Raw genomic sequence first — 17,535 nt, 5'->3', positions numbered from 1 at the left:
TCTCTCAATGCTTTGGCGTCCGTTTTCTGAACAAATCCACATTCACTCCCCAATGAAGTGACGCTATCCGCAATAAAACGGTTACACCAACAGAGCCCAAAATGCACCAGATATATGGAATATCCACTGCAAATAGCGCAGCATATGTTAGCCCTCCAGCAAAGCATGCACTCGCATAGACATCACCACGCATAACATAAGGCATTTCTCGGCACACCACGTCCCTCATTAAACCACCGACGATTCCCGTGGTCATTCCCATAGTTAAGGCAACAATCATCCCTGTGCCGCTGATCAAGGCTTTCTCAATGCCTATGACGTTAAATATGGCAAGCCCTATTGTATCAATCAAAATGAAGTAAAAGTTTGAAGGGGATGGGAAGTGACGTATTAATATCACTGTGACGAAGATCGCACTGTAAGTCGCTAGAAGGTATTCGGAGGATTCTACCCAGAATATAGGTTTCCCCAAAAGTAAATCTCTTAGCGTGCCGCCGCCGAGCGCCGTCATAACCCCCACAACTACTATTCCGAAACCATTAATATTCTTTTCGTGTCCTAGCAGTGCACCGGAAATAGCGAAGAAGGCAACACCAATGATGCCTAGCACAATAAAATAATCTGAGCTCATTCTTCACTCTATTAAAAAACATTAATCTTTGTATCCAATAAAGTAGAAAAAGGATCGAATTTCAGGCACAAAAAAGCCCGCTTAACGCGGGCTTTTTCGAAGTTAACAATAACGCAAGGATTAGTAATCTTAGTTAAGCTTCTCTTTGATACGTGCAGATTTACCTGAACGCTCACGTAGATAGTAAAGCTTAGCACGACGAACCGCACCGCGACGTTTCACTTCAATTGAAGAAACTGCCGGGCTGTGTGTTTGGAACACACGCTCAACGCCTTCGCCGCTAGAAATTTTACGCACGGTAAAAGACGAGTGCAGACCACGGTTACGCTTAGCGATAACAACACCTTCATATGCCTGAAGACGCTCTTTGTCACCTTCGGTAACGCGAACTTTAACAACTACTGTGTCACCTGGACCAAACGCAGGAACATCAGTCTTTAGCTGTGCTTCTTCGATTTTTTTGATGATATCTTGACTGACTTTGCTCATCATATCCTCTCGTCCTAGTTAACTGTCATCTTGCTGCAGTTGCGCTTGGAATAATTCAAGCAAACGCTGCTGCTCCTCAGTCAGAGCTAGGTGATTTAACAATTCAGGGCGACGCTGCCAGGTTCTACCTAATGACTGCATCAATCGCCACTGCCTAATTTTTTCATGGTCCCCACTTAACAACACATCAGGTACCTTCTGACCATCGAGTATTTCGGGCCGCGTATAGTGCGGGCAATCCAAAAGACCGTCTGTGAAAGAATCTTCAACTGCTGAAGCTTTATGCCCCAACACGCCAGGAACTAATCGAGCAACCGCGTCCATAAGGACCATTGCTGGCAGTTCACCGCCGCTTAACACGTAATCACCAATAGAGACTTCTTCATCTACATGGCTTTCGATTACTCGCTCGTCGATGCCTTCATATCGACCGCAAATTAAAATTGTGCGGTCAATGTTAGCAAGGCGCTGTACGCCTGCTTGGTCAAGGGGTTTCCCTTGTGGTGATAAGTAGATCACCTTACTTTTTTCGCCACCAACTTTCTTGGCAGCTTGTATTGCGTCGGTTAGCGGTTTTACCATCATCAGCATACCGGGTCCGCCTCCGTAGGGGCGATCGTCTACTGTACGATGGCGATCATGTGTAAAGTCACGGGGGTTGAAGGTGTCAACCGATAACGTTCCAGACTTAACTGCTCGACCTATAACACCCTGTTGGGTAAAAGGGGCAAACATATCTGGAAACAGGCTAACAACGCCGAACCACTTTTCCGGTGTCACTTAAAACCCCGGGTCCCAGTCAACTTTAATGACCTTCGCTTCCTTATCCACCTCTTGTACGACTTCGTCGAACACAAAAGGTAATAGTCTTTCTTTTTGACCAAAAGCATCGCCTACATTCGCTTTAACGTGAATCACGTCGTTAGCACCTGTATTAAACACTTCTTTCACCACACCCAAGTCGTAACCTTGCGTTGTTACTACTTTCATGCCGGTGAGCTCACGCCAATAAACCCCTTCGTCACCTAAATCAGGCAGCTGTGAAGCATTTATGTTGATATCCAAGTTTTTGATGCGCTCGGCATCATCTCGACTATCAACGCCCACAATTTTTGCAACGAGGCTTTTACCGTGCGGTCGCCACTGGTCAATTTGGTATTCTTTTTCTTCGCCAAGAAACCATGGCGTGTACTCGAAAATACCTTCTGGCGTTTCTGTATAGCTGTTGATTTTGACCCAACCTTTAACACCGTACGGTGCGCCAATTTTGCCAACAATCACTTTGTCAGACGCTAGACTCATCTATACCACCAGTTAATAACAGCTTACGCTGCAGATTTTTTCGCTTCTTTTACCAAGCTAGAAACGCGATCTGATAAGCTCGCGCCTACGCCAACCCAGTAATCTACACGCTCTAGATCTACGCGAAGACGTTCCGCTTGACCTTGTGCAGTTGGGTTGAAGAAACCGATGTTTTCAATGAAACGACCGTTTCTTGCACGACGGCTATCAGCCACCACTAGTTGATAAAATGGACGCTTTTTCGCGCCACCACGCTGTAAACGAATAGTAACCATAAATGCCTCAAACTCGTTGTAGCGTTACCGTTAACTTAAGCCTTCATTCAGCGGCTAAAAATTAGACGCCAATTGGAAGGCCGCCGAATTATACGGATATCACCGTTCAATGCAAGTAAAAGTCTTGTTTAACTTATAATATTTAGTAGGTAACTCACGATCAGAGCAACGCAAAGAAAACACCGTTTGAACACATCTCATTTCTTTTCACGACGGTGATAGATAGCGCAAGGTTACACTTACGTCATTCTTTCATCACCTTTACCTTTACTGGCCGCTTAACCAAAACCCTGAATTCTTCACTAAAGTTAACGCTACATATGTTTAGCTTGGTCAATTTAGTACGTTACTCGTCTATTGCTCCACCCAATTCTCATCCCAGCGTAAATACTGCAGCTGTAGTCGCATTGGTCACGTCCAATGTACACGCTTTACCGTATAATTTAGTCTTCAATGTCAAATGGCACTGTAAATTCAGTGCTGTAAATAAGTAATGCAAGCAACGAGGTAATTTTGACGACACCGCTACCAAACGTAACAACGAAGCAAGTCTTACAGTGGATAGGCTCTCATTTACTTCAATATAAAATGCGAGTTTTAGGCGCTGTCATTGCCCTTTTTACCGCAGCCATAGCATGGCTTTTGCTTGGACAAGGCATTAAATACGCGATAGATAGCGGCTTTATCGAAAATGCTGCCGACACCTTAAACAAAGCTACGGTTATGGTACTTGCTATAACCATCATCGCCTGCCTCGCGACCTATGCGCGCTTCTACTTAATGACTTGGCTTGGCGAACGGGTTAGCGCTGACATTAGAAACCAAGTATATGCGCATCTTCTCTCGCTTCCGCCGTCATTTTTCGCAGAGCTTCGAACAGGAGAAGTAATATCTCGATTTACCAGCGACACAACAATCATTCAAACAGTTGTGGGAATGAGTTTATCCATGACGCTACGCTCGGTTGTGACTTTTGTCGGCGCACTCGCGCTTATGACGTTATCTAGCCCCCTACTCACATTTTGTGTGATCGTCGCCGTACCTGCAGTACTCGTTCCTATTAAAGTACTCGCCCCCCAGGTCCGTCGCTATGCAAAAGAAAGCCAAGACAAAGTGGCTGACCTAGGCGCGCTTATTGATGAAAGTTTACATGAAATAATGACAGTACAAGCCTACACAGCTGAAAATGCTGAGCGCCTACATTTTTCTAGAAAAGTTGAGCTTGCTATGGACGTAGCCAAAAAGCGCATTCATTACCGTTCATTGTTGATTGGCTGCATTATGTGTATCAGCATGACAGCTATCATTTTTATTGCCTGGGTAGGCGCTAGACAAGTACTCGACGGAACCATGACGGTCGGCGAGCTTTCAGCCTTTCTTTTCTATGCCGTGATGGCTGGCGGCAGTGTGGCCACAATTAGTGAAGTCATAGGCGAAGTACAGCGCGGTGTGGGGGCAAGCGAACGATTGTACGAACTATTTACTACTGAGTCAGCTATCAAACCTTTATCAGATGAGGCGAAGAAAATTACAGAGCCTGAGCACGCAGAAGAATCTAACCTTAAAGAGGCTGAAAATAAGGTTTCAATTTCAAAGGCTGCCCCTAGAATTCAGTTGGACAAGGTCAGCTTTGCATATCCAGATAGTAAACCATTGTTTGATAACTTGAACATTGATATACAAGCCGGAGAACGCCTTGCTTTAGTTGGCGCAAGTGGTGCAGGTAAAACCACCCTCTTTCAATTGCTAATGCGTTTTTACGACCCAAGTAGCGGGCAAATTCTGTTTAACGGAATGCCTATTAATGAAATGCCCGTTGATGTCTTGAGGCGACATATTGCGATAGTAACTCAAGAGCCCGTGGTGTTTGCAGATACCGTAATGGAGAACATTCGTTACGGCAGCCCTGAAGCAACCGACGAAGCCGTGGTGAATGCGGCGAAGCAAGCTTTTGCTCACGAATTTATTGATAGCCTTGATGAACGTTATAACACGCAACTAGGCGAAAGGGGCGTGAAGCTTTCTGGTGGGCAAAAACAGCGTATCGCGATAGCACGCGCTATTTTGGCCGATCGACCTATCTTACTTCTCGATGAGGCAACAAGTGCCCTTGATGCTATGAGTGAGCGTATGGTTCAGCAAGCCATAGACAGATTAATGGTAGGCAAAACAAGCATTGTCATTGCCCATCGTCTGGCCACAGTACAGCATGCTGATCGTATTCTTGTCATGGATAAAGGTCAGGTTGTGGGAAGCGGCAACCACGCCTCTTTGATGAAAAGCGATACCCTGTACAGGGAATACGCTGAACTGCAATTGCTTAGCTGAACCGCCTGTGGTGCTATACGGTACAAACAACAGGGTTAACCAATCGGCTAATAAACATCCGTTTTGGTAATACAAAAATAAAGAGTTTAATACTCTCTCTATGTTGATGAGAAGTATAAGCTTAACTAACGCTACGGGTTTAAAATGAAAAATTCAGTCTATGGTGCATTAAAGACATGGACACGTCTTTGTGCTCTTTTTTTATTGATGGTGCCAACTGCAAACGCGCAGTTCATGGGTGACAGACAGGCTAAGCTTGTTGTGACAAAGCCCATTCAGTTTATGAACGAGACACGAAAAGTAGAGGCGGTTGGTAGTGCTGAAGCCGTACGCTCTATTGTGTTGTACCCAGCAGTTTCTGATGAAGTAATAGAAATAAATTTTGTTCCTGGTCAATCGGTGGAAAAAGGCAAGGTATTGGTTCGCCTTGACGATAGACGGCAGCAAACTGCATTAAAGCGCGCCAAGCTCACCTTAGAAGACGCACAGCGCACGGTAGAGCGATTAGCCTCAAGCTATAAGCAAGGTGCAGTCCCCGTTAGCGAGCTAGACTTAGCCCGCACTCAACGCGACCTTGCGGAGGTCGCATTAGAAGAAGCGAAAGCAGATTTAGAAGACAGACATATTGTCGCGCCTTTTGACGGCATTGTTGGTATTACTGACGTTGAGGTAGGCGATCGGATCAATGAACAAACGGTTATCACCACGCTCGATAATAGAAGCAAACTTTTTATTAATTTTAAAGCCCCTGAAGCCGCCCTTCCGGTTTTGCTCAACGCGCCGAATGTCACACTAGAACCATGGAGCGATAGGGAGCAATTGGTGAGAGCCGAAATTGCGCAAGTCGATTCTCGTATTAACGAAGCGGACCGCACCCTGCGAGCTCGAGCATTATTAGACAACTCGTCGGATAAATTCCGTCCAGGTATGAGTTTTAGGGTTAATTTGAGCATTGAAGGTGATCGCTACGCGGCCGTGCCTGAAGCTGCATTACTATGGGGAGCAACCGGTGCTTATATTTGGCTTGCCGAAGATGGGAAAGCGAAACGTGTGGATGTAAGTGTACATCAGCGTTTAAGAGGAACTATCTTAGTTTCAGGCGATATAGAAGAAGGTGATGCGTTAATTTCAGAAGGTGTTCAGCGCTTACGTACAGGCCAAGAAATTACCACTGAATTGGCCGGAGGGCCTCAAAGTGAGTGATCCAAATCTATCGTCTTCAGTCAGTGATCTTCCCTCGCTCTCGATACGACGCCCAGTTTTAATCGTCGTTCTAAACCTGCTTATTGCCATTGCTGGTCTTGCCGCTTTGAGCGGGCTTGAAGTTCGAGAGCTTCCCGATGTTGACACCCCTCGTGTTACTGTAACAGCGCAGTTTCCCGGCGCTTCCCCTGAAACCGTGGATGCTGAAGTGACCGGTCGCTTAGAGGGGGCCGTTGCCCGCGTAAGCGGTGTGAAAAATATATACGCACAAAGCGAAGAAAACTCTGCCCGTGTACGTGTAGAGTTTCGTCCTGGCGTCAACTTAGAAGATGCCGCGAATGAAGTCCGTGAATCTGTAAGTCGCGTACAGCGTCAACTTCCTGAGGACGTTGAGCAAGTGGCAATCATTCGCGCAGATAGCGACGCTCAAGCGGTAGTTAGCCTTGCTATCTCTAGTGATACCCTAGATATGGAAACCCTCACCGAACGTGTCGATACAGATGTAGCGCCTTTGTTTCTCAGTATTCCCGGTGTTGCGGACGTTACTCTCAACGGCGATAGAGAGCGTGTTTTGCGCGTATCCGTTGACCCGCTTCGCCTTACCAGCTTTAGTCTTTCCATGAGCGATATAGCCGACGCCTTATCGCTCGCGCCTTTTGATGTTCCCGCTGGCAGTATACAGTCGGCTGAACAGGCGCTTATCGTGCGCGCTGATGCAACGTCAGTCTCGGCTGAAGATGTGGGCAATATAGTTGTAAGTGGCGACATTCGCATTAATGATGTCGCCAGTGTTTATTTTGGCCCCGCCGATACGACCAGCGTGGTTCGCTTAGACGGCACACCTGTTATCGGTGTAGGTGTGATTCGACAGGCTAGCTCTAATACCATAGAGATTTCTGATGAAGTGCTAGCTATGGTCAAAGACCTAGACAAACGCTTCACCGACATGCACATAACTGTAACGGCAGACGACGCGGAGTTTATTAGAGACTCTGTTAAAGAGGTTGTGATATCGCTTAGCCTTACCGTTGCTTTGGTGGTAGTGACGTTATTGGTATTTATTGGTTCATGGCGCGCGACCATTGTTCCGGCGCTTTCTATTCCTGTTTCACTGGCAGGTGCCTTAGCAATTATTTGGGGCATGGGATTTTCAATTAACATCCTTACCCTGCTCGCCCTTGTTTTGGCTACGGGTATGATTGTGGACGATGCGATTGTTGTTTCTGAAAATATTCAGCGACGAAGAAGCATGGGCTTGGGTGCTCGTGCTGCTGCTGTAATCGGCACACGTGAAGTATTCTTTGCGGTAGTGGCAACCACCGCAGTGCTTGCCTCTGTATTTATCCCCATTGCATTTCTACCTTCAACCGCAGGCCGTTTGTTCAGAGAGTTCGGTGGAGTATTAGCTGGCGCTGTCGTTATCTCTTCTTTTGTTGCGCTTTCTTTGGTACCAGCACTTACCGCACGCCTTAAGGTAAAAGAGACAAAAAGCGGCGGCTTGTTTAGCAAAACCTTTGGACGCTTTGGTAATGCGTGCCTTGGCGTATACCAAGCTTCACTGTTAAAAGCCCTTAAGTACGGCTGGGTAGTAGGCATACTTAGCCTAGCTGCTGGCGGTGGTGCTTATATATTGTCACAAAATATCGATAATGAGCTTTTGCCAAGTGAGGATAGAGGCACAATTCGTATATTTGCACGCGGCCCTGATGGCGCTGGGCTGAACTTTATGGATAGACAAGCAGAAAAAATGGAAGAGCTGCTGCTTCCTTATGTTGAGAACGGCACCATAGATTCAATTTATACGGTGGTTGGCTCTTGGGATCCGAACATTGTATTTATTACCGCACCGCTCAAGCATTGGGATGAACGGGATAAGTCACTGCAAGATGTCGTTAACGAAATTCGCCCCAAGCTACAGCAAATACCCGGAGCTCCTGGTAACGCCTTTGGTGGCAATAGTCTTAACTTGCGCGGTCAAGGTGGCGGCTTAGAAATAGCACTTACTGGCGATACCTATGAAAATATCTTCTTAGCAGCACAGGACTTCTCACGACTGCTTGAAGAAAAGCTGCCCGAGCTGGGTAGACCCAGAATTAGCTACGACCCGACGCAACCACAAATGCGCGTAAACATAGACCGTCGTCGTGCAGAGGAGTTGGGGGTGCCGCTTACCGACATCGCCAGTACGCTGCGCGCTGCCGTTAATGGCGATGACATTGCTGATTTAAACGTAGGCGATCAGGCCATTCCTATTATGCTGCAAACTAATAATCGCAGTACGTTAGACCCGTCCGAGCTTACCAGCCTGTATGTAAAAAGCGTTGACGGAAACCTAGTCCCCCTTTCTAGTGTGGCATTTATTAGCGAAGAAGGCGTTGCCGCTGAACTAGAACGTCAAGCCCAACGACGGGCAATAAAAGTAGAAATGGAACTGCCAGAAGATGTGGCACTCAGCGAGGTGGTAGATCAAATACGTACACTAGCGCTAGACACTCTGCCCGATGGCGTTGGATTGGTCTTTTTGGGTGAAGCACAGACCTTTGAAGAAACGTCTAAGCAGGTCGCCCTCACCTATATTTTAGCCTTCGTCATCGTATTGCTTGTACTAGCCGCCCAATTTGAAAGCGTAAATAGTGCTGTTGTAGTTATGCTAACTGTGCCCTTTGGTATTGCTGCCGCCGTTTATGCGCTGTTTTTAACCGGCACTAGCATTAATATTTACTCGCAAATCGGACTAGTTATGTTAATCGGCCTACTCGCCAAAAATGCCATATTATTGATTGAGTTTGCCGATCAGCTACGCGATAAAGGTTTTGATATCTATGACGCTATTGTTGAAGCAGGAAAGGTGCGTTTACGCCCTATTATGATGACCTTGGTATCTACAATTCTAGGTGGCCTGCCGCTGATACTATCAACTGGAGCAGGTGCAGAAGCACGTAACGCAATTGGCTGGGTTGTGTTTGGCGGACTTGGTATCGCGGTGGTATTTACCCTTTACCTTACGCCTGTGCTTTATTTAGCGCTTGCCCGTTTTACCAAGCCTCGTGCAGATGAAAGTGCTAAACTTGAAAAAGAGATGGAAGAAGCGAACGCTCAGCACTCTTAAAATTTTCCCGCTTAGATAGGCGCTAAGCCTATTTAAGCGGTGCTTAATGTTTGCGCGGTGTTTACGTGCTAAAGCCGTGATAAAACGTTGTTTTTGCTACTACTGTGAGACGCAGTGTGCATCAAGAAATAAAGGAAGCGCCTAAGTCAGTGCGTAGTAGCAAACAAAATTGTTATTACGCACTGACTTAGGCGCTTTTTTTGAAATACCGCAGAAATACGGGTGATAACTGAATCGCTTATAAACCTAAGATTATTAATAGGTTTTACAAAAGGCTTTAACCCTAGTCTTGCCTGTAAAGGCCAGAAGCTGATCTACCATCCTCTCGAAGTAAGGGTTATACGTGAGCCTTGCATACACTCTTTCTTCTTTATCACTGCTAAGCCTGTTGTTTTCGACCTCTGGTTCAAATCCCCAAGGCCCATACCATACCTCTTCCCCTGCTTTACAGCGCGCTTCAGCATCACTTCCTTGGCCGTTGTCACAAATGCGAAACTTACTTTCCGTTCCATACAAGGTGTTTTGTTCAGAAAAAAGTGTACTCATATGAGAAGCCGCACTAATTCGCTGCTCGGGTAAATTCATGGTTTGCATGATGAGTGTATTATCAGGCACTTCAGGTTTCTTCTCTCCCTGCCACAATAGACACTTACGCGGATGAATGAAATTATCTCTAAATTGTTCAGCAATATTTTTGGTATCAACCACGCTGTCTTTTTCGCCCACCACCATAATTACAGGAAGGTTCAAAGTTCGCTTTCCTTCTGATTGAGAAAACAACTCTTGAAGCACGTTTACGCTTTCCTGATAGGCAGCGAAACCGGGCATAGCGGTTGAATTATAACGGCTGGGGTTATCTTCCTCTTCTACGTTAGGCCACGGAAACAATGAATCGATATAAGGGGCCAAACGGGACACAAAAAAGCGTGACTTAAAGGCCGGTGAAAAATGCATAAGCCCTTTAATATCGAGCTCGTCGGCCATTGAAAAACTTGCAATAGTGGTTAAATTTGCCCCCGTTGAAAAGCCGCCGATATAGAGGTTATCTACTTCTTCAGAAAACAGTCTTATGTGATGATTGGATTCTTGCTGCCACTGCTCATAACTGACATTTAACATGTCCCCTGGCTTTGAGCCATGCCCAGGTAACAAAATGGTTCTTACATGTATGCCTTCATTACACATGGCGTTTGCCACATCGCGAAAAAAATAAGGTGAATCGCCGAGACCATGAACCAATAACACACCGATGTCGCGGTACTGTGTGCCACATTCAAAGGGCATATTCATGGTAATCTCTTGCGTTTTGTTGTCGGATATAAATGCTCTGTGCTTTAAAAGGTAGCTTTCAACGTCTTTTAGATAATCGTCGAAGGGTTGCACACCAACGGGGAACGCTTGGGTACTCGCGCTAAATTGAGATGCACTAACTTTAGCACTGTGAAATGAATAACAACCGCTTAGCATAAGCAGTATGAGAGAAGCAGCACATAAACGCGCTGCTTTCTCTGAGCGCTTTGGCATTTTTAGGCGCATTAGTTGGCGCAACTTTTTTCGCATTAGTTAGAAAGACACCTACGATGCTGTAAAGCGTTTATTGTAATGTATCTTTACCTGAAATTAATGCCTTGGCGAGTAATTTATGAGTGAGTAATGATAGAAGCTCGGTTTCTTCTTCACTTCGCTCACCATCTACACCGGTAATCGCCATAGCTACCTCTAACGTTTTTTCTGCATTAAAAGATAGATCATTTTTAAGGCTTTTTAGGAAAGTGACAGTATCGCCAGTGTCTATGGCCTTTCGAGCTTGATAAATAGTATCGTTAAGAAATGCTTCGCGACAGATTGGACTTTGCCAATCTAACGACTCAACCATAGCATTCAGGTAGTCTTGCTCAGTCAATGTTACCATTCCATCGACCTGATAAAGTAAAACTGAAAGTTTGATAAGGGCTTGGTTAAAGCTTTGTTGTTCTGATAATTGCATAACTCTCTTCCTCTTCGTACTGTACGCATCAGTACCACAACATGCTCTGCATCCTAGCAGTAGCGTAAATTTTCTGTGCCTACATCGAATTGTTAAACATCGAAAGCATTAAAACGCATATTGTCTGCTTTAGGACCTGCCAGTCTTTACTCTGGTTCCAAAGGTTACAGGACAAATAATGTAGACCACTCGATTGACGGTAACATTACGCAGCGATGAAGCTTTTAGTTCACAATGTTAAATAAGTGTAAACACCTATTGCATTATAGGTCTTTTTTAGCAGGTTCCAAGTGAAAACCATCGCAAAATTTAGCCGAATTTTGTGAAATTTCACATTGATTAGATGTGGGAGTTGAGTTTAATTTTCTGCTAATTACAGCTAAACAAAAAGTCTGGCACCCCCTTGATTTATGGGGCCAGACTTAATTCGACGAGCTTTAACCGCGCAGGAAATTCTACATCAACGCAAGCCCAGCGTGATGTCATTTATATAGAAGTTACCTGTATAGATTTTATCGTTATTACCATGAGATTCTAATGCAAAAAACTGCTTATCTTCATCGTTAAGGGCTTGATACCCCCCGATTACCTGATAAATCCACACTTCAGGATCGAAGTCTAGAGCATGCTCTTCAAAATAACTAAGTGCCGTTTTAGGCTGGCCTGAATCAATTACCTCACAGAAATAGGCTTCTACTGCCTGCTGTAGCGAATCTTTCTCTAGCGACAAAGTAGATTGCTCGGTCACATCAATGTCAACAGGCTTAGTATCTTCGTTTTTAGGCTGACGTTTGTGTACATGAGTCAATGACGCCACTATATTTTGATAGTCGGCTTCATGTTCTACGTTATTCACGTCAGGCGCCGCATTAGCAATAATCGAATCTGATTGATTAAACAATACTGGCACATTGGTCAGATTAGCGTAGTTACCCGGTGCAAAATCAGGCTGCTGCTCCATGTGTAGCAAAAACCCTTTAAGCAAACGTGTGCGACCTTGGAACTCTCTGAACCGGCCCAACAAGTCTAATAAGCGTGCCTGTACTACTGATAACTCCTGCGCGGCTTTGGCAAAGCGCTGCTGAAGGGATACTACCAGTAAATGGCGTAGTTCACGATTAGACCCAGCCAGCTCACTTAACTCATCGAAACGGAAACACTCAAGCTGAGCGAGCAAATCTGTTACCTGCCCCTGTGCTAATTCGTTTTCGCGAATTTTAGCTTCAACTGAAGACACATAGCCGAATTCATTGTTAATACGGCCGAACATCACACGTACACTATTACTTAGTGATTCAGAAAGCTGATAGACGTGTTCAGTTAAATCCCCCATGTGGGCTGCCGCTTCATTGTACTTGTTGTAGTGAAGGGCTTCCTTATAGTGCTCGGTTAACGTTTTAAGACTAGCCAGCGACGCACCAATATTCGCATTAATTGTACGGTTACGTTCGTCTTGCAAGCTTCCTTCTAAAAGCGTTCTTACCGCACTTTTTAGACGCAATTCACTTTGCGCTTCGGGGCGCCATAAGACCCCCAATTGAACAAGCTGCTCCAATACCTTTGGGCTATGGTCGCGCTCTTTCACCGAACCATTAACATACGCCTGCATAATAAGGTCGCTGTGACGCCCCAGTGCATTAAGTAGTTTGGTCCCCGCCTGAATTAACACCTGGCTCATATTAAGCTACCTTGCGAAATAGCGGCCTCCGCCTGCTCAGATAAACTCAGCGCTTCAGTTTCATCAATGAAACGTAGCATTTCGTAAAGGTGTTCAATTTTACCGGTGCCCAAATAAATCTGTTTATCTGGGTTTGGCTTAATCAGATAACCCATTTCGGTCAAGCGTTTAAAAACCTGCTTTAGCTGTCCATCTAAGTTCACGCTGGTAGAGCCGAACATACGATAGCGCGAAATTTTCTCTAGTTGCTCTGCATAAGCCGGCGTGTCTTCAATGGTTGTTTGCAGCTCGTTTAATCGAATCGCGCTACCCATGGTAATGGGCATATCAGATTCATTGGCTTGCTGAACCAGCAGCAACCACTCTACCAGAGGTACTAGGTTAGATGCTGTATCTTGAAACTGCTGTGTAAGCACTTTGCGCTCGTTCTCACCAATGGTGAGAAAGCTGGCAAAGAATACGTCACCCTCAGCGGTGGTCGATAATGTACGGTTTAATAGCGCTAAATGAGGTTCTAACTGAGCAGCGTTGTCTCTTGATTTAAGAAAACGCCATGCCTCTTCATCGGTCACCTGACAAATAAACGCGCCTTGTAAAAGTGCACTCAGTACACGGCCTTGTTCTGTCATCATGCTGATGTCTCCTCACCTGCTACTTCACCGTTCTTTTCAGCTTCTTTTTTCAGTTTAATGCGCGCCCCTATAGAGCTTGCTTTGGGCTGAACCACCTGCAGTTGGCGGGTTACCTTATCTATCAAGTAGCGATTTTCAAACAGCGTCAATACTTCTGATTCTGGATTAGGGAATGCGCCAACTACACTGATGTTATTGTTTTGACACGCTTCAAAGATTTTCTTCACGTTGTTTTGGTGAAGTGTACCGAGTTCATCGATAGGCCAATGCACTGTGGCGTCGGCATCGCCGCGCAGCAAACGGGTGAAAGCAAGTAAGAATTTACACAAGATAAGGTAGGCCATACCGTGGCTTGATGATTCATTAAGCTGGCGGTCGGTACGGATAACAAGGTCGCTGTTCCCCTCACGTAGATGAAGCTCGATATCAAGTAGCTTACTGATGCCGCCCGTAAGCGCTGCACGGCCAAGAATATCCAGTACTCGGCGCATACTCTGCCCATACTCTTCTTCCGGCAGCTCGTTTGTCCCCTCTTCCATCCAGTGTTCATAAAGCTTTCTGAATTGCTCGAGTTCAGGCCAAAATTCAAGTTCGCTAATACGTGAACGAATTTTAACGGCAGAATCTGATACACCATCAAGGGAAAGATCGCCGTCTACCTCTTGGGTAATGCGGCGGCTTTGCGACACAATGCGTTTATCGATATCGGCAAGTACAAAGTAGTATTGCGAAAGATCGGCACCAAAGATACGGCCTTGCTCACGCAAGCCCTGTAGCTTCTGCGGAACAATCACGTTTAGAAGCTGTGCTAAATGCGACACCATACGGCGATGATCAAAGCTCTTCACGCCGTGGGCGTTCAGCGTTGCACACTCTTCACGGGCGCGCTCCCACGTATCAGATAGCCCTGTACCCGCTTGCGCAGCTATAAGCTGATCAAACCGTTCTACATAAGCTCGCACATCGCTCAATAAGTTTTCGCGCTCTTGAAGCTGGCTTTGCACTTCTGAAATACGCTGACCAATACTGACATCATCGTGCTTAATTTCAGCCGTTTCATCACCTGCTTGAAGGGTAAGCTTGGCAAGAGATTTACTTAAGGTTTTAACCTGTTCTAGGTGCTCACTGGCAGTTTTAAGCGTAGTTTCAAGCTGCCCGTGCTGCTCTTGAAGCTTTTCGCGGTTAGCTTTATAGGTTGCTTGTTTGCTGGCTAAATTACGCTCAGATTCGCCCAATAACTTACGCGACTTAGACAAGCCTTCCTGCCATATCACTTTTTGCTTAGTAAATACGTTGGTGTACCAACGCTCGTAGTCGGCTACTTTATGACGATGAGTTTCAGTGCGCGTAATGTCTTCTTTAAGCTTATTGATTTGCTTTTTAAGCTGACCTATTTCATCAACATCCACACCGCGATTGCTCAATTCGCTTTCTAGCCAATCTTGCATATCTTTGCGGTCTTGGGCAGCACTGTCCTTCGCTTTGCGCATATCGCTATCAAGCTGTGAAATACGCGCTTCGCTATCAGCGATAAGCTGCTGCCAATGAAATTTGTGCTCGGTTTCGGCTTCTCGCAGCTGATCTTTAATTTCCTCTCGGCTAAGCTCAAACTGAGCTTTTACTTGCTTTTGAGACTGCTGATTCGCTTCAAGCTTAGTTTTGGCTTTTTGCTTGCGTGCAGAAAGCGCCTGCTGATATTCGCTAAGTATCGTATCGCGGTCTTGCTGTGCACGTTTACGGCTGGCTTCGGCACTTTTAACGGCGTTGTCTTTTTGGGTAACCACAAGTTCGGCGTTGCGCACATCTTCGTTCGCTTTCGCCAAGCGCTGTTCGCATTCGTTTTGCGCAGCAAGGGCTGCGGCTTGACGAATTTCAGCTTCTTGCTGTTGCTGCTTAAGCGCTTGCTCGGTAAAGGCATAGTCTGGGGTATCAAGTTCAGTAAGCGCTAACTTAACGCCCATAAAGGTATCGCTGGCGCCTTGTGCGCCCTTTGCCATAGCAGGCGCTAGATCAGTGCGCTCTAGTAGTTCAGGGCGCACAACTTTACCTAAGGATAACTCCCAGTCATCGACATTGGCGCGCAAGAACTCAAGTAGCGAGCCTTCGCCAGGGTAAAGAAGCGCATTAATTTTGTTAACCGCTTTTTCTTCTTGTTGAAAGGCGTTGCGTGCCTTATCTAACGCATTTGAATATTCTTTGCGAAACTCGACTGACTTACTGTGCGCCTGCTGCGCTTGTCGCAGCTCACCCCGCGCTGCATCTTCATTGATAGATGCTTCTTTAATGGCCGCATCAAGAAAATCTAGCTGGGATTGTTCAAACTCGTTGTAGCCTGCATTGCTAAGTGACGCTTTAAGTTCAGCTTCAGCAACTTTTAGCTCATTCAAACTATTTTGGTAATCGTTCTGAAGCGCGCTTAGCTGGCTATTGTAGTCGCTCTGAATACGACTTAATGCTTCACGCTCGCTCTGCTGCTGCTCAGCTTTATTCTCTGCGGCTTCTTGGCGTGCGGCTGACATTTCTTCTAGAGTAATTGACAGCTTTTCACCTAGCTCAGCCAAGCGCTTGTTGTAGGCCGACTCAATATCTTGGTGTTTTTCAGTAAGCAGTACATAGCGACTATCGGCCATGGCCTTTTCATTTTGCCACTGCGACAAATTTGCTACATCTTCTTTAAGCTGCTCAATATTGTCGTCTTGCCACTTATCGAATTCACGCTCTACCGTATCAAGTTCACTGGTGAACTTCTCAACATCAGCACGGGCAGAGGAAATAACCTGGTTTAGGTGATCGCGGGTATCGCCCCACTCGCTGTCCGTTTGTTTGCGCTGGAAGCTATTTTCATCAAGCTCGTTTTTTGTGGTTTCAACACGCGCGGCTAAATAGGTCTTATCAAGTTCAAAGCTATGCTTTAGGTTAGCGAGCACTTGCTCAGTGCTTGTTAAGGCCATGTCAGCTTGCTCGAGTTTTGAAAACTCGGGGCGAATTTTGTCGAACTGTTTAATTAGATGACACTCTTTAATCCAGTCATCAACACGGTGTCGGCTAAGACCTGAAGTAGGTGGCGTGACACCATCTTCTTCCAAAATAGCGGCAATCATGGCTTTGATGGTTTCCATTTTGCCTTCTTTGGAATGCACCGCCTTTGCCAACTTTTCGATATGGCGCATGTGTTTCGACGGTTCGCAAAGGCTAAAGATTTTAGCGTAGCCTAATAGCTCACGGGCATTGTTACTCTGGTTAAGCACACCGTGATCGTTTTGAATGATTGCGCGGAAGTCTTTGGTATTAAGCAAGCTCGTAACCAATATGTTGTTACGCTTCATGGCACGTGCAAGCTCGGCGCTGCTTACACTGGCGTGTTTGCCGTTCTTTTGCTCTATTAAATAGTCACTGATTTCAAATGGCTTGCCGATTAAACGATAATTGACGCCGGTACCATTTGAGCTTAACACTGCTTGGCACAGGTCACCTTCAGCACGCGTGTATTCATAAATAATAAAGCTAGATAAACGAGGCAAATACCAGCGTTCAAAGCTGTCACGGGTTGCCGGCACCACGCGACTAGGATACTCGCCGTAAAACACGGGAATAAGTCGTTGAAGCGTGGTTTTACCCGACGCATTGGTACCACAAATATTGGTGTGTCCATCAAGCTTTAGCTCGACCACGCCTGGTAAGTGCGTGTCGATAAGAATAATACGTTTTAAGCCTGCCATAGTGTTCCTGTATCAATAACTCTGCCGCGTGAACGCTCACACAGCACAAAACTGTACCTGCTTTGATAGGGTAAAAGTTGCATACCTGAAAGAAAGCGAGCACATGCGCACGATGTAGCCCGTCAGTGTATTATGAATTCATGAATTTGCACAGATGCGCGGCGATTTGTTGGTTACAAAGC

Annotated in this window: 13 protein-coding genes; 3 read left to right on the top strand and 10 right to left on the bottom strand. The window is 45.9% G+C overall.

The window, feature by feature from the left end:
- Positions 1-4: 4 nt before the first annotated feature.
- The 5 genes from ACYX4M_RS13000 to rpsP form a co-directional block, all read right to left on the bottom strand.
- Positions 5-631: a trimeric intracellular cation channel family protein gene (locus ACYX4M_RS13000; RefSeq protein WP_476080414.1), complete on the bottom strand. Its 627-nt coding sequence runs from the start codon at positions 629-631 to the stop codon at positions 5-7.
- 129 nt (positions 632-760) lie between these two features.
- Complete coding sequence (gene rplS, locus ACYX4M_RS12995) at positions 761-1,120, bottom strand: 50S ribosomal protein L19 (protein WP_024015986.1); 360 nt, start codon at positions 1,118-1,120, stop codon at positions 761-763.
- Between the two features lie 18 nt (positions 1,121-1,138).
- A complete protein-coding gene (trmD, locus tag ACYX4M_RS12990) occupies positions 1,139-1,900 on the bottom strand; it encodes a tRNA (guanosine(37)-N1)-methyltransferase TrmD (RefSeq protein ID WP_014948834.1) in 762 nt (253 codons plus the stop codon).
- A complete protein-coding gene (rimM, locus tag ACYX4M_RS12985; RefSeq protein ID WP_179982811.1) occupies positions 1,901-2,422 on the bottom strand; it encodes a ribosome maturation factor RimM in 522 nt (173 codons plus the stop codon).
- A gap of 23 nt (positions 2,423-2,445) precedes the next feature.
- On the bottom strand, positions 2,446-2,697 hold the full coding sequence (gene rpsP / locus ACYX4M_RS12980; protein WP_105931878.1) for a 30S ribosomal protein S16: 252 nt from the start codon (positions 2,695-2,697) through the stop codon (positions 2,446-2,448).
- Between the two features lie 513 nt (positions 2,698-3,210).
- Here rpsP and ACYX4M_RS12975 point away from each other — a divergent pair.
- From ACYX4M_RS12975 to ACYX4M_RS12965, 3 genes are all read left to right on the top strand, one after another.
- On the top strand, positions 3,211-5,025 hold the full coding sequence (locus ACYX4M_RS12975; RefSeq protein WP_476080413.1) for an ABC transporter transmembrane domain-containing protein: 1,815 nt from the start codon (positions 3,211-3,213) through the stop codon (positions 5,023-5,025).
- 144 nt (positions 5,026-5,169) lie between these two features.
- Positions 5,170-6,228: an efflux RND transporter periplasmic adaptor subunit gene (locus ACYX4M_RS12970; protein ID WP_476080412.1), complete on the top strand. Its 1,059-nt coding sequence runs from the start codon at positions 5,170-5,172 to the stop codon at positions 6,226-6,228.
- Positions 6,221-9,337, top strand: a complete 3,117-nt coding sequence (locus tag ACYX4M_RS12965) for an efflux RND transporter permease subunit (RefSeq protein WP_334057801.1) — start codon at positions 6,221-6,223, stop codon at positions 9,335-9,337. The genes ACYX4M_RS12970 and ACYX4M_RS12965 overlap by 8 nt, the downstream gene beginning before the upstream one ends.
- Before the next feature lie 255 nt (positions 9,338-9,592).
- On the opposite strand, the gene ACYX4M_RS12960 is transcribed toward ACYX4M_RS12965, so the two are convergent.
- From ACYX4M_RS12960 to ACYX4M_RS12940, 5 genes are all read right to left on the bottom strand, one after another.
- Complete coding sequence (locus ACYX4M_RS12960) at positions 9,593-10,897, bottom strand: alpha/beta hydrolase (protein ID WP_476080411.1); 1,305 nt, start codon at positions 10,895-10,897, stop codon at positions 9,593-9,595.
- Between the two features lie 34 nt (positions 10,898-10,931).
- On the bottom strand, positions 10,932-11,324 hold the full coding sequence (locus ACYX4M_RS12955) for a TerB family tellurite resistance protein (RefSeq protein ID WP_476080410.1): 393 nt from the start codon (positions 11,322-11,324) through the stop codon (positions 10,932-10,934).
- Between the two features lie 460 nt (positions 11,325-11,784).
- A complete protein-coding gene (locus tag ACYX4M_RS12950) occupies positions 11,785-13,002 on the bottom strand; it encodes a phosphoenolpyruvate carboxylase (protein ID WP_476080409.1) in 1,218 nt (405 codons plus the stop codon).
- Positions 12,999-13,634 (bottom strand): condensin complex protein MksE, encoded by a 636-nt coding sequence (locus tag ACYX4M_RS12945; RefSeq protein WP_014978725.1) that lies wholly within the window; start codon positions 13,632-13,634, stop codon positions 12,999-13,001. The genes ACYX4M_RS12950 and ACYX4M_RS12945 overlap by 4 nt, the downstream gene beginning before the upstream one ends.
- The gene (locus ACYX4M_RS12940) at positions 13,631-17,353 is read right to left on the bottom strand and encodes an ATP-binding protein (RefSeq protein ID WP_476080408.1); all 3,723 of its coding nucleotides are present in this window, start codon (positions 17,351-17,353) and stop codon (positions 13,631-13,633) included. The genes ACYX4M_RS12945 and ACYX4M_RS12940 overlap by 4 nt, the downstream gene beginning before the upstream one ends.
- Between the last annotated feature and the right edge of the window lie 182 nt (positions 17,354-17,535).

Source organism: Alteromonas sp. ABV4_150 (genome assembly GCF_056311745.1).
Note: the sequence above shows the minus strand (reverse complement) of the source record. Positions and strands in the feature narration are given on the sequence as shown.